This window comes from Terrimonas sp. (assembly GCF_003075435.1).
Taxonomy (GTDB): Bacteria; Bacteroidota; Bacteroidia; order Chitinophagales; family Chitinophagaceae; genus Agriterribacter.
Genome location: NZ_QCZJ01000018.1, coordinates 1 through 13,748, shown reverse-complemented (window position 1 = coordinate 13,748; position 13,748 = coordinate 1). Strand labels below are relative to the sequence as shown.

At 40.2% G+C, this 13,748-nt stretch carries 17 protein-coding genes; 15 read left to right on the top strand and 2 right to left on the bottom strand.

The genetic code is table 11. From position 1 onward, the window contains the following. Positions 1-26 precede the first annotated feature (26 nt). The 15 genes from DC498_RS17740 to DC498_RS17665 all read left to right on the top strand — a co-directional run bounded on the left by DC498_RS17740 (position 27) and on the right by DC498_RS17665 (position 11,298). Complete coding sequence (locus DC498_RS17740) at positions 27-242, top strand: helix-turn-helix domain-containing protein (protein ID WP_116875497.1); 216 nt, start codon at positions 27-29, stop codon at positions 240-242. Continuing rightward, the gene (locus tag DC498_RS17735) at positions 235-513 is read left to right on the top strand and encodes a hypothetical protein (RefSeq protein ID WP_116875496.1); all 279 of its coding nucleotides are present in this window, start codon (positions 235-237) and stop codon (positions 511-513) included. The genes DC498_RS17740 and DC498_RS17735 overlap by 8 nt, the downstream gene beginning before the upstream one ends. Positions 514-786: 273 nt before the next feature. Then, entirely contained in the window at positions 787-1,992 is a 1,206-nt protein-coding gene (locus tag DC498_RS17725; RefSeq protein ID WP_116875494.1) for a Lin1244/Lin1753 domain-containing protein, read from the top strand. 143 nt (positions 1,993-2,135) lie between these two features. Next, on the top strand, positions 2,136-4,178 hold the full coding sequence (locus tag DC498_RS17720; protein ID WP_116875493.1) for a hypothetical protein: 2,043 nt from the start codon (positions 2,136-2,138) through the stop codon (positions 4,176-4,178). Positions 4,179-4,261: 83 nt separating this feature from the next. Continuing rightward, complete coding sequence (locus DC498_RS17715) at positions 4,262-5,359, top strand: hypothetical protein (RefSeq protein WP_116875492.1); 1,098 nt, start codon at positions 4,262-4,264, stop codon at positions 5,357-5,359. Beyond that, on the top strand, positions 5,356-8,088 hold the full coding sequence (locus DC498_RS17710; RefSeq protein WP_116875491.1) for a hypothetical protein: 2,733 nt from the start codon (positions 5,356-5,358) through the stop codon (positions 8,086-8,088). The genes DC498_RS17715 and DC498_RS17710 overlap by 4 nt, the downstream gene beginning before the upstream one ends. 3 nt (positions 8,089-8,091) lie before the next feature. Then, entirely contained in the window at positions 8,092-8,334 is a 243-nt protein-coding gene (locus tag DC498_RS17705) for a hypothetical protein (protein ID WP_116875490.1), read from the top strand. A 17-nt stretch (positions 8,335-8,351) separates the two neighbouring features. Further along, positions 8,352-8,657, top strand: a complete 306-nt coding sequence (locus tag DC498_RS17700) for a hypothetical protein (protein ID WP_116875489.1) — start codon at positions 8,352-8,354, stop codon at positions 8,655-8,657. Between the two features lie 72 nt (positions 8,658-8,729). Next, complete coding sequence (locus DC498_RS17695; protein ID WP_133176886.1) at positions 8,730-9,065, top strand: hypothetical protein; 336 nt, start codon at positions 8,730-8,732, stop codon at positions 9,063-9,065. A 29-nt stretch (positions 9,066-9,094) separates the two neighbouring features. Beyond that, positions 9,095-9,361: a hypothetical protein gene (locus DC498_RS17690; RefSeq protein WP_116875487.1), complete on the top strand. Its 267-nt coding sequence runs from the start codon at positions 9,095-9,097 to the stop codon at positions 9,359-9,361. After that, on the top strand, positions 9,330-9,878 hold the full coding sequence (locus DC498_RS17685) for a hypothetical protein (RefSeq protein ID WP_133176885.1): 549 nt from the start codon (positions 9,330-9,332) through the stop codon (positions 9,876-9,878). Before DC498_RS17690 ends, DC498_RS17685 begins: the two co-directional genes overlap by 32 nt. A gap of 64 nt (positions 9,879-9,942) precedes the next feature. Continuing rightward, positions 9,943-10,248 (top strand): hypothetical protein, encoded by a 306-nt coding sequence (locus DC498_RS17680; protein WP_116875485.1) that lies wholly within the window; start codon positions 9,943-9,945, stop codon positions 10,246-10,248. Positions 10,249-10,355: 107 nt separating this feature from the next. Continuing rightward, complete coding sequence (locus DC498_RS17675; protein ID WP_206197677.1) at positions 10,356-10,793, top strand: hypothetical protein; 438 nt, start codon at positions 10,356-10,358, stop codon at positions 10,791-10,793. Position 10,794: 1 nt separating this feature from the next. Beyond that, on the top strand, positions 10,795-11,049 hold the full coding sequence (locus tag DC498_RS17670) for a hypothetical protein (RefSeq protein ID WP_116875483.1): 255 nt from the start codon (positions 10,795-10,797) through the stop codon (positions 11,047-11,049). A 6-nt stretch (positions 11,050-11,055) separates the two neighbouring features. After that, the gene (locus tag DC498_RS17665; RefSeq protein WP_116875482.1) at positions 11,056-11,298 is read left to right on the top strand and encodes a hypothetical protein; all 243 of its coding nucleotides are present in this window, start codon (positions 11,056-11,058) and stop codon (positions 11,296-11,298) included. Between the two features lie 12 nt (positions 11,299-11,310). Here DC498_RS17665 and DC498_RS26215 read toward each other — a convergent pair whose 3' ends face one another. Further along, entirely contained in the window at positions 11,311-11,484 is a 174-nt protein-coding gene (locus DC498_RS26215; protein ID WP_165813883.1) for a hypothetical protein, read from the bottom strand. A 391-nt stretch (positions 11,485-11,875) separates the two neighbouring features. Then, positions 11,876-13,309, bottom strand: a complete 1,434-nt coding sequence (locus DC498_RS17660; protein ID WP_116875481.1) for a tyrosine-type recombinase/integrase — start codon at positions 13,307-13,309, stop codon at positions 11,876-11,878. Positions 13,310-13,748 lie beyond the last annotated feature (439 nt).

Genomic DNA, 13,748 nt, shown 5'->3' with positions numbered 1-13,748 from the left:
CCCAATACGGGACAATCAAACAAATAATGACAAACGTTGTTGATGCATCAGACGCATCAGATCTGTTGACTAGGCGTGCCGTAGCTAATATGCTACATATTAGCCTGGTTACCCTCAATAAGCATACGCGTAATGGACTACTTCCGGCCTATAAGATAGGCAGAAGGGTGCTATACAGGCGTGGCGACATAGTGCCAGCGTTGGATAAGATAGCCCGGGCGGAGGCGGCACAATATGAATAGCTCTATATTGCTCACTATCTCCTCTGATGAATTAAAAGCCATGATGATTGAAGTCTTCAAGGAGCTGTCCGCCAAGTATCCATCTGCGGCAGAAAAAGATGAAATTATTGACCGGGCTGAGCTTTGCAAGCGCCTTAACTTGGTAGAGCCAACTATAATTAAATGGGAGAAAAAAGGTAAAATACCTTCACTTCGTGTAGGTAGTGCCGTTAGATACAGCTGGTTCAAAGTGCTTAATGCGCTTGAAAAAAAAGGAGGTAAGCCATCATGACCACCCCCAACAAAAAAATAAAGAAGCAGCACAAAGATAATTCTTTGCCGACAGAAATCATACTTGATTTTCTTCGGTTGCGCCCCGCTACTGCAGCAATGGTAGAGCAGGCTACTAGAATAAGGCATTGCTGCATTTGTCGCTATAAGCGCCGACTACAGAAGGATAATAAACTGTGGGAGTTGTTTAAGGCTCCATGTAAGCGGACCGGCTATAGCGCCTGGTATTTAACGACGAATCCGGCAATTGCTAAATCCTTAAAAGAAAGGCGAAATGGCTAAAGACGCATTTTGGTTCAAACACGATTCTAACGCCTCCGCGGATCCGAAGATGGTCGCACTAGTTGCACAATATGGCATGGCCGGGAAAGGCATGTACTGGACACTGATAGAGATATTGAGAGAGCAAGAGAACTATCGCTATAATATCGCGCAAAAATTTGCTTACGCTTCCCTGGCTGACGCACTTAAATTAAAAACAGACGACTGTAAGAATTTTATCAATGATCTTGTAAATGAATTTGAACTTCTCAAATCGGATGGTGAATCTATTTGGTCCGATTCGCTGCTCAGAAGAATGTCAGAGTGGGACACTAAAAAAATGGCTTTATCCGAACGAGGAAGAAGAGGCGCAGTGGCAACAAATGCAAAAAAAGCGGCACAAGCGAATGAGCAGCCCGGCACAAGCGACCAAAAAAGCCGCTTAAGCGTCGGCACAAGCGAAAAAAAAGCCAGCTATAAGATAAGAGAAGAAGAGATAAGAGAAGAAGAGATAAGAAGTGAGTGTGAGAATAAAAATGCACACGCACACACAAGTTCTTTTTTTGAAAATTCTTTTAGGAAAAAAACGGAGTTTGAGGCATTCGCTGAGCGAATAGCGAATAAGTACCCTTCCGTTGCCGAACTTGAAAAACCATTCACGGAGGAAGATTTCAATTGGTTGACGAATCGCTATTCAGATCGTCACGTAATCGATTTCATTCTGCAGGCCATGGAAAATGATCCGAAGCTGGTAAGCAAAAACAAATCTGCCCTGCACGCTTTTAAAAAATACATCGCAAATGAAAAAAATCAGGAGGTAAAAAAGGCTATGGCGGTGTGTGACCAAGCCTGGGAACAAAAAAAATTATTGAAAAAAAACGAGCCCGATGAAAAAATGGTATCAGAAATTCCACCAGCAGCGAAAATCGTGTATCCATTTGGGGGAAATTTTTTAAACCTATGGCAACAGTGGAAAAATTATCTGAACACAAAAGAAAAGACTTACAAATCTGTACAGGAGGAACAGGCGGCACTAAACTTAGTTTCTGATTATTCGGGCGGCGATGAAAATAAAGCCGTGGAAATTATTCTAACTGCAATGCATAGAGGCTGGAAAGGGTTTTACCGGCCACAAGAAAAAAAAGAACAGCAACCAACTGGCGCCAATGTAAGCGCGAAAAGTTTGATAGGAAAGATCATGAATTTCGATGATCCTTAATGAAAATTTCGCTACCGAATTCACTACCTAACTAAGTTTTGTTAACACAACTAATTGAAAAACAAAAACAACAAGTAGGGTTTATCTCCCGATACCAGGGCGAAAGCCAACAAAAAAACAAACAATGAAAATGAGTTTTAATCATGGCTACAGAAAATATAGTCATCGAATTTGTTACCGATACCTCCCAAATTGAGGGCACCATACCCGCCCTGGAAAAAATCGGGAAAATTTCAAAAGATGATGCAGCATTCATTCAGAAAATGGGCGAAAAAGCTACTACAGCTTTCGCCTCAGCTGATGCCGGTGCGAAGGGCACCGCTAAGACTTTAAATGATCTTCAAAAAAATATCCTTACGCTCGGAAAAAATCTTGAAGAAGTTTTCGTTAAAACGCTGAAAAGAAGTTTTGAAGATGCGGGCATTTACCTGGTGAACCTGAAAAAAGAAATGGGCCTACTCGGTAAGACATCAGCTTTTGATAACCTAAAAAACGCCATCAACGAAACAAATAAAAAGCTCTATGAAACTGCCGCCCGAATGGAATCACTTCGCAGAAGAGGGTTAGCCGGCAGTGAAGCTTACGTGAAATTGGAAAAACAATTGTCAGAGAGCCAGCGGGAAGCAAGTAAGCTTGCCACTTCAATGGAAAACGTTATGAAATCCGTTGATGGTTTTGGAAATAAATCCGAACAAGCTTCCGGAAAAACAGCATCCCTGAAAACAGAGATCCGGCAAACAACTGAAGAACTTGCCAGAATGCTGGCAGCTGGTGAATTATCAGCGTCTCAAATTTACGATATGGCACAAAGTGCCGGCGCTGCGAAGGAAAATTTGGATGATGCAAGGAAAGCAGTGCAGGTCCTTTCCCAGGATTCAACAGAGTTAACTTTTGCTGCCACCCTTCAGGGAGTTACCGCTTTATCTGCCGGTGTACAAGGATTGATGGGTGCGCAGGCATTGTTTGGCAGCGAAAATGAAGATCTGCAGAAGACATTGGTGAAGCTGAATGCCATCATGGCCATCACCCAATCTTTGCAGCAAATTAAGATCGCCCTTGATAAGCAGGAAGCTTTATCACTCGGCGCAACCGTTGCCGGCAATAAAGTGCTTGCTGTTGCCAATAGGCTCACAGCTTCAACCTATGCAGCTTTAGGGGTATCCGTAACTGCAACCTCAACCGCGTTTAAAGTTTTGCGCGGCGCCATTATAGCAACCGGTATTGGGGCGCTCGTTGTTGGCATCGGCTATGCCGTAAATAAAATCATGGAGTGGACGGAAAGCACTAAAAGCCAGACTGAAGCTCAGGAAGAACTGAACCAAAAGCTGGAGGATTACAAGCAGAAACTTGATAAGGCCTTCAATGAAAACAAGACTGAAAAGGCGCGTCAGTCTTCAATTAAAGCCATTGACCGGGAAATTAAACTGCTGGAAGCACAAGGTAATGCTGAAGAAAAAATAATGGCGCTGAAGCAGAAAAGGGCTGATGTAGAATTACAATCATCCAAGGTAAGAGCTGCAACGCTGTACGACTATACAGAGGTGGTTGAAGAGGAAGCAGAAAAACAGAAAGATATTGAAACCGATCTGGAAGCTGAAAAAATTAAAGCTACCAAAGAGAGCGCTGAAAAAAGAAAAAAGATCAATGAAGACGCTGCTAAAAAAGCGTTGGAGCTTGCTGAGCGCAATGCGGAAGCAGCCTTTCAGATTACAGAGCGCCACCTGAAACGCGAAGCAGAGCTCGCGCAAAAAATATCTGACGACGGCAATAATTCAAGCGATATCCGCTTGCTGGCCCTGCAGGATTTCTTCGATAAAAGCCAGTCTTTGATTGATGCGCAGGAAAAAAATGAGTTGAGAAAAAAAGAGCTCACAGAATCGGAAAAGAAAAATATTGAGGATAAGTATTACATACAGCGCCTGAGTTTGCTTGATGAATTTAATACCAAACGCACGGGCATCATCGCGAAGAAATGGGAGGAACTGGAGGAAAAAATTAAAAAAACGTTTGACGGCATCACAAATGAGTTTTCGCATGACCTCGATAACGAACTGGCCGGCCTTGAGACCGTGTTTAAAATGCAGCTTATTACTTTGAAAGAGTATGAAGAAAAGAGAGCCGAAGTTCAGGAAGCATATGCAAAAAAAATACGCTCAATGAAATTAAGCGCCTGGAAGAGGAAATAGCAAACAGAAAAAAATATAACCAGGATGCTACCGACCTGCAAAAGGATCTGTATGCCGCCAAAGATCAATTAAGGCAAATAGATTTGAACAAGGAGAAAAAAGCAAGCGATGATTCAATCAAGCATGCTGAGGAAAACCTGGATGATTTCATTCACAAATTGGAACTCGCGCAAAAATCTCAATTTGAAACAATCAATCTTCTTGTAAATTCAATCGATGCAACAGTTCCGGACACTGATGCCCAAAAAGTATTGACCGGCATCGCAAGCCTTTATGTCAAGATAAAGGAAAATATTGATACGGTTGCAATCGCACAGGAGAAGTATAATCAGGATTTAATTTCTGCCAAAGAACTTGAAAAAGTAAAACAAAAAGCTCAGATAGATACTATCACCGGTGCCATTGCTATCGGTCAGCAGGCAATCAATGGATTATATGAGGTCGCTGCTGCTAAACGCCAGGAAGAATTGCAGCGCCAGCTGGATATGCTTTCAACCCAGCGTGATGCAGAACTCGCCAATAAGAGCCTAACTGAAGAGCAGAAGTCAGCTATTGAAGAAAGGTATCGCCAAAAGGAGATCCAACTAAAAAAGGCTGCTTACTTGAAGGAACGCCAGGCAAAGATCAGTCAGGCGGTTATCAATGGCCTTCTTGCGGTTACTAACGCGCTGGCAACGGCTCCAACAATTATCGCAGGAGTTGCTCTCGCTGCAGTAGCTGCTGCGACAACGGCGGTGCAAGTATCTAAAATAAAATCAGAACCAATCCCACAATTTAAAAAAGGTACCCGTAAGGCGCCCGAAGGATATGCGCTTGTAGGTGAGGAAGGTCCTGAGCTTGTTAGGTTAAATGGCGGTGAACGTATCTGGTCTTACAAGCAATCAGAAAAAATACAGGAGGCATGGAAGGGCGGATCAACACTCACTCCTGATCAGATCCTTGCCGGATATTCTCCAAAAGCTGATAATGAGTTAATACATGCCACTTCAACCAATAAGTTTGGTATGATGAATATTGATTATGAACTGATGGCAGAATCAATAGGGGATTCAGTTGCCAAAAAATTAAAAATTCCCGAAGCTGTACAAGTTCACAACGTAATTGATGAGGATGGACTTGCACTATTCGTACAGAAAAAAGGGAACAGAACAAAAATTTTGAATAAATACTATAAAAAATGAACTGGCGATTTTCTTTGCTTGATCGTGCCGGCAAAAGGACGGTTATTGACGAGCCTGTAGGATGGGATGCCACCAAAATTGTTATTAACAGAGATAAAGAGCTGCATGGGCTTTTCTTCGATTATCAAGGCAATGATTTTAAGTTTTATGATAAAAGAAAAGGTGAAAGCGGAACCTTTGACGTACCATATGACGAACCATTTTCGGCAGATAAGCCAGGAGGTGCATTCGGAATTATTAAGGATGAATATGACAACTATGGTGTACAAGGGAATCTCGTGTTGATTATAGAACAGAAGTGCAGCAATGATTTTGTGGAGCTGTACCGCGGTACGCTAGCGTTTCGTGAGTATGAAGATACCTGTGGCGATGAATGTTTCTGCCGGATACCAATTGAAACAACGTCTGATGTAATTACGCTCAATAACCGCTGGGACCAAAAGGTAAATCTTGAATCCTTATTATCATTTGACCAGGTTACAAACCTTGAACCCTATGCATTTCTTGGTAAAAAGATTGAACTGAAAAGCAAAGGTGTTTACATGCAGAATAAGGCAACCCTGAATGAAAACAAGGAGTTGCTGGTTAAGCTTAGTGATATTGGTTTTTTATTTCCTCCAAATGCACCAGACAACCGGTATGCGTGGTTTAATATGGTGCTTCCTTTTAATAATACAGACTTATCTGAGTTCGGAAATTTTAATCCATCAACCGATATAATGAATACGTTTATCGGGCATGGAACTTATAATGCCAATGTTTTGCCCAATGGCGCCACCGATGCCAAATACATTACAAAGGGAGACGATCAGGGCCTTCCAAATGAAAATGTAACAACAGTTTATTTTGATTGGGCGCCTACTCCGTACACAATGTATTTCAATCCGGATAACCCAAATAATCTGGATTTCGTAAGGTCATTTAACCTTGAGGTTTCTGTTAATTATACGGTAAATGTAAAAGATGCATTAGTAAAAGCCTGGCACAATGCTATCCTGAAAAGGAAAGCTGATGGAGAAATTGAGGTTATTGATAACAACATACAAGTGAATCAATCAACCTTAAATTTTAACGGCTGGGAAATTGATACAGATCATACGGTTAATTATTCAAAGGAGCTGGTTAATGTAACACTTGAAAAAGGGGAATATTTATTTTTCTGTGTTGCGGGGTTAATCCGCTTTTGGTCAGGAGAACTCGAAACCGGAGAAGCGTTCAAAATAACAGTAAATTCCGGATCAATAAATATTGATACACTAAGCTTCTCTCAGCCCACAGCTGCGAAGCTATTCCTTGTAAACGAAGCATGGAGCCGCATTGCCGAGGCTGTTACAGATGGGAAAATAAAAGCGTATAGTGAGTATTTCGGTAGAAAAGACAGCCAACCGTATAGTGTAGAAAGTGATGGTTGCGGTAGCCTGGAAGCGATTACCAATGGCCTTTTCATCCGGGGAATTGAGAAAAAGGAGGATAGCAATGTTATATTCTCTCAATCGCTCAAAGATTTGTGGGATGGGCTTGATCCTATTCATCATATAGGTGTTGGCATTGAAAGGGATTTGCGTAGGTCAGGTTATAAATGGCTTCGCGTGGAACCATGGAAGTATTTTTATTCCCAGGATATTATTTTAACGCTGGATGGGGTAAATTCTATTACAAGAAAGGTGCAGGAATCTGAGCATTACAGCACTTTCACTTTTGGCTATGAAAAATATGAGGCGGAGGAATATAACGGGCTTGATGAATTCCTTACGCAACGTTTTTACCGCACAACGCTCAGTGAAGTTAAAAATGAGCTCAACAGGTTAAGTAAAATGATCGCATCCGGATATGCTATTGAGATCACTAGACGTAAGGGAAATAAAGATAGTAAGGACTGGAGGTTTGACAATGATACTTTCATTATATGCTTAAAAAGAGGGTTGCCGGCGCTTCCGGCCGAGCAGTATAATGTAAGGTTCTACCATACAAGCATAAGATTTGCCGGAATTACTGAAGCTCCCGCATGGGCAATTATTGGTCAGAAGATCACCATTTCAGGAGCTCAGACAAGTGGTAATAATAAAACATTCACCATCAATAATGCATATGTTTCAGGCGGTGATTTTTACATAAGTGTTTCGTCATACCCGGTTAATGACAGCACCGTTCAGCCTGTAACGGTTACTCCTGTTTATGATAGTGATGCATTGACCATTGAAATGGGCAACATAACAAACCCTGGAAGTATAATTGATCCTGATACTATTTACAATTTCCGGATATCACCCATCAGGAATGCGATGAGGTGGACGGATAAGATTTTCAGCGGTTACAGGTCCATCAATTCAGGAAGCCAGGCAATATTTATGGAAGGAAAAGGGAACTATTTTGCTTCAGGCTATATGAGCGGAAGTTGTGTTATTGAACTGCAGGCCATTGCAGAAAACGAAACCATAGATATTACAAAGTTTGCCGAAGCTTCATTTGCTATTCCGCCATTACGTCCGGAGCGTATCAGTTTTGATTATCCCATGTCGGTAGCTGATTTCAAAACAATACAGGAAAATCCATATGGAGTCATCAAAATTGTTGATTCATGCGAAGAGCTGGCCTGTTGGATTGATGAAATAAATTATACGCCTGAGGAAGGAATGGCAAATTTTAAATTAATACCAGCCTATAACAATGATGCATTCATTGTTCCACAAGGAATATTTGCAACTGAATTTATAACAACTATGCAGTAAAAAATGAACCCGGTTAAAAAAGAACCAACAAAAATTGTTTTCCTTGAATTAAAGGTGCCGCTTGGTTTACCGCCAGGAAAATATCTGGTAAAGCAAGAACAAATCATACTTCCGGGCATTGATTGGAAATTGATATACGATGCCGGGCTGATTGTAATGAGAGAGGCTACCTATGAAGAAATAACTGAATTCATTGAAAATAATGAAGGCGGAAAAGGCGGGGTGGTTTGCCTCGAATATTTATAAAAGTAAAAATCTGAAAAATGAACACAACAACAGAAAAGAGCCCGGAAATAATATTGAGAAATTATGATTGGGAACATGCCGGACATACCACAACACTTAACGGCAAAGAGGTTAAATTCTTTCTAAGCCCCAAACATCCGGATAAGCTATTAAAGCTTTACCCGAAGCTTAATGGTTTTATGATTTCGCACAAGGGAAATACATTGCGTCGAAACGGACTAAAATATAGCGGGATGGATGGAAGAACAGGAGCTATTATCCCATTCACAAAAATTTCCGATCTGGAAGAAAAACTAAAATTTTTTGACGAAGCGTACAAGTAAAAATATTTTAACTACTTCAGGGTTACTAACCTATAACACAAAAATTAAAATTCACTTTTAAAAATGCCGCTTGTGAAAAACACATCATTTTTTTTAAATCAAAATCAACAACAAATGTCACACAAAAACAACCAGCATGCAAATTTTAATGCAGCTGCTATGCTCGTAGCGGGTCAGGGATTCGGGCGTGCAAATCCTTCTTCCGGTGGGGAAGCTGTCCTGCCCTATACCCCGCTCACCGGCGATGCAAGGCTACGACGCCTTTGCCAGATATCCGCAACCGATGAGTTGGAGGAGCGCCGGAAAATGGCAGAAAGAACGATCAGAAAAGAGTATCCGGGAAATGCCGGACCAAATGAAGATATTTCGATTGAGGCCAGCATCATATTGGCGGATTATCAGAAATAAAAAATATTCAGTAACTCAAAAATTTGAACATGTATAAATCAATAGCAGAAGCGCAACATGCGCAAGGTCCTTTCGGCGACCAAAAACTAAATGAATTAACCTTTAACTACGTCAAGGAAACAGATCCTGCGAAGAAATCAGAAGCTTACAAGAAGCTGGAAAAATTATATCCAGGTTCGTGGGGACCCAATAACACCATCAGCGAGCAGGCTGATTTTCTTATTGATAGCTACAATGACTCACTAAAAAATACCGAAGATGAAAATGGAGAGACTTTCGGAGATGATCTCACGTAATGGTGAGGTGTACGAGCTTCCCGGAATTAAAGAATATGCGCTTGAATATTCGCTTTTGAGTGACGCTCTTGATAATGCTAGCATCAATGAAAAAGACTACAATCAAAAATTAAAAGAGTTTCATGATAAAGCCAGTGAAGCGTATGGCAATATCAATTTGTTTTTCGACTGGATGAAGGAAAACGGCATAACGCACAATGACAACACTTTTTTTACTAAAGTGCTCAACGTTTCGAGACTGAAAAATGTCTATGAATTAAATGTCAGCCATGGATTAATATTTTTCACCCAGCCTGAACCGGCAAATTTTTCTGAGTTGGTTGAAAGGTACTCAGGCATAGGGTTAACGAAAGATCAGGCTGAAAGCGCTATTCATATTCAACTGGAAAATGTTATAGCCGTGGATGAAAATAATCCTTTACTCAAACACCTTCAGAAAACAAATATGAATATCTACCAGCCGAAGACATTAAGGGAAGTGGTTGAATTGTGGGATAGCATTCAAAAGCCGAACTGAGCAATGAGACTGCTGCAGCTTTGATGCGGTGGCAGTCTTTTTCTAAATTAGAAAAAAGTAGAAAATGACACCAAGGAAACGAGGCAGGAAGACTGGAGCAAAAAAAACCGGCGGAAGAAAGAAGGGAACGCCGAATAAAGTCACATTGCCATTACGTGATTTTATAACAATTTTCCTAACCGAAAATCAGCATAAAATATCTGCTGACTTCAAAAAGCTTACGCCTTATCAACGCATACAAATCTTTGAAAGGTTAGCTAAATATTCGCTGCCAACTCTTCAATCAATTGATGCAAACATTAATGTTGACAAGCTTAATGATGATCAACTGGGGGTATTGATAAATCAAATCAAACAAACATTAAAATGATCAGCTACCAGATTAATATATCAAGTGCAATAACCAGGATAAACGATAAGTTGCAAGCGCTCAGGAATTCAGCGATATTGAGGGAAGATGTGCAGAATCTTTTAGTCATGATGACTGAGAGAATTCACAAAAAAGGCATTGCCTCTGATGGTTCACAAATAGGAACCTATTCACCGGCTTACATGAAGGTAAGAACCGGAAATTATGGAAACAGTACCAGGTATAAAAGAGGCGCAAAGGCAGGCAGGACAAAAGATGCCGGTGTTTATTCGAGAGGAAAAAATAAAGGTACTCCAAGACCTCAATATAAAAGATCAGCAGATCCTAAGATAGTGGTATCACTCACCCGGGGGCTTGAAAATGACTGGCACACATTTCCGGTCAAAAATGGTTGGGGCATAGGCTTTCACTTTCCAGATAATTTCCAAAAACTAAAGTGGGTTGAAGCCAGGAAAAAGAAAATTATCGGTTTACCAACTTCTGAGGAAAGGGAAATTTTATTAAAAAGGATCCGCATTCAGGTACAGCAAATTTTAAACAGTTAACATGGAGAACAGATGGTATGCCGAACAGGCTGTAAAAGCAGCATTAGCCGGCGATAAAGAAAAAGCCAGTTATTTTATTGACCGTATGAATGAATCCGATCCAGAGCAAACTTTAATGTTTTTGCACGGTAAATATCCTCCTGATACGGTTAATTACAGAGGAAAGGAAATGACCTGGGAAGAATTTGAAGAAATGAAAAAACTTGATGAAAGAATGGGAGTTAAATGGATTCATACCACACTTGACATTAAATGACATTAAATGACCAGAAAAAAAAGCATTGAAATATTACAGGCGGCACTTGCCGGTCAGAAAGACAAGGCGGCTTATCTGCTGCATCATGCAGAGGATCCGGAAACAGCATGCTATATTTTATCGTTTGACAAAGTCACAGCTGTAGGAAATCGGAAAGTATTAACTGCAGAAGAATTGAAACATGAGATTGCAGAAGCTAAAAGGTTTGGAATCGAATGTGTTGAAATTGATTTCAGTAAGGCTCTTTAGTTTCGTCCTACCTCATAAAACCTCAGAAAATAAATAATTGTTGATCAATTCATAATGCCCGGTCCCAAAGCCTTCATCCTCCACAACCCAAACAATTTTCTTGCCGCCATCAAGAGCCTTTGGTACCAGTTCGTTCAGGATATGATCAAGCCCCACCTGGTTTGCACCCTGGCAAAGATCAGCCATTGTCTGGCCTGTTTTTTGAAGATATGTGTTTATGTCATTAATCACGTTTCCAAAGTTATGCAAAGCTGATGATTGAAGGTTTTTTGTCGGTCATTACGCGCATGTGGGATAGGTTGCAATATTTAATTAACATTATTATATTTACATCGGAATTATGGGGGGTATATCCCTCCACTCGGCGAACGGTTTCTTAGGAAAATGTTCGCCGGTTCCATTTATAGGGATTCTGTTACCAATTTTGATACCTATTAGATCATTTAAGAAATTCATTATTGTATATCAATTTGATATAAGGATTTGTGTAGGGAAGAGTACCCGAAAGTATGGCAGGGTTTGCTTGGCGAAAGTAAATAACATAGAATTTTCAATAATATAAGAAAAGATAGCTTTCTTATACCACCTTCAAATTATTCTCCTTCACCTCTCCCCAGGCCTCAGCCATAACCGTTTTCTTACGCTCCTTGGTGACGTTAATATAGCGTTTGACTGCTTTAAATGAGGAATGAGTGGTTAGCGCCATGACGTCCTGAATGGGTATTCCTTTTTCAAGTGATAGCGTTGTAAAAGTCTTCCTGCCAACATGTATTGAAAGCAAGTCATATTTTTTAAACATCCCCAGGGAAACATTTTCCAATCCATAAGGACGTACTATTTCAATTTCAGTATCAATGCCGGCTTCTTTCCCAACCTTTTTTATAAGCTCATTCAGCTTTTGATCAGTAATCAATTGCTGAGTTTTTGATGATAAGGGTAGGGGAGAGCGCAATTCCTGGTACTTCTTTAAAATGTCGTGTGAATATGTATTCAACGGCACCTCTATCCTTTTGCTGTTTTTATCAGAAGCAGGAATAACAATTGTATTATCTTTTCGGATATGCTTGCGTTCCAACTGCACCAGGTCGCCATACCTCAAGCCGGTGAAACATGAAAAGCAGAAAATATCACGGGCACGATCCAGGCTTTTATTTTTCGTAAAATCAATATTGTATACTGCGACAAGTTCCTCCTGGGTGAGGGCAATTACTTCAAACTCAGAATCCTTTCTGATAAGGCTTTTATCTGTATAATCAAGATAATCCGGATTTACCTTGTATTTGTAGGGTGCTTTTTTTGCGTAGCGTAAAAGCGTTTTAAACGTACTGAAGAGCTTTGCCTTTGTAATATTATTGATCTTGCGTTCTGTCTGCTGAGTTTTTTTATTGAAATATGTAAGCCCGGATAGGTATTTAGAGAAGTCTTTTAAAATGTCAGCATCTCCCTCAAAAATAAATCTCACCTTATTTAGCTTTTCATAAGCAAGCATATGGTTCATTACAGTGGTATATTCCTTTATGGTACCTTCTTTGTGATCCTGGCTTTCCTTGCAGAATTTTTCAATAAAATCCGAAATGTAGAATTCAGGCTGTTCTTTTTTTGTTGTTCCGGATTGCTCCTCTTTCATTTTATCCAATACCATAGAAATGGAATACGGTATGCCGTCCAGCTCAAATCTTTTTTCAATTTTTCTGATGCCTTTAATGGTCTTCTCAATATTGTCATTGATCTCATCCACTTCAGTACTGGTCAATAAATCAAATGGAGATCCTGCAGCAATTCGTTTTGCCTCCTTCTTATCAAAATAAGCTGCCCGCTGTTTCTCTTTATCCCAAAATATCGCAAAGAGTTTTCCATCAGGACCTATAACACCTGGAAGTTTGGTGTCAGAAATCCAGTAATATTTTTTCTGCCCCTGTATTTGGTAAACAAGTGTAAGGGGCAATGTATTGTCCTTGTTTGGCTTGTCTGTTCTCAGCCAGATACGAATCGTTGATTTGTCTTTTGCCATGTTGCAGATTTGATACCCTAAAGGTAATAGGTATCAAATTGGGTATCAAATTTTTGGTTAGTTATATTTAGTCCGGTTTAGTCCTATTGTTTAAAGTCAATACTGTAAAGGCTTTCATAAGAGTAAAACTATTTTTAAATCAACTCAATTAATTTATGTTCGAGGGCAGTCATCCCGACTTTTTCGATGTCAAATTATACCAATCCCTGTAAGTCTTCATTGATTTACAGGGATTTTTTTCCCTCCGGCTTTCAGCTGACAGGCTTTTTTTTCGATTTGTTGTTCCTTTAAAATGCAGCTCAGGTATTTATGTAGGGCTTGCTGTTTAACTCCCGGTATTATTTTTTTAGGTTTTTACCAGTAACCGGGTTAGCCGCCTCTTTTTGTATGGTTTCGCCGGAAGGCGAAATTGAAAAAATGCGAAGCATATTTTTTCAAA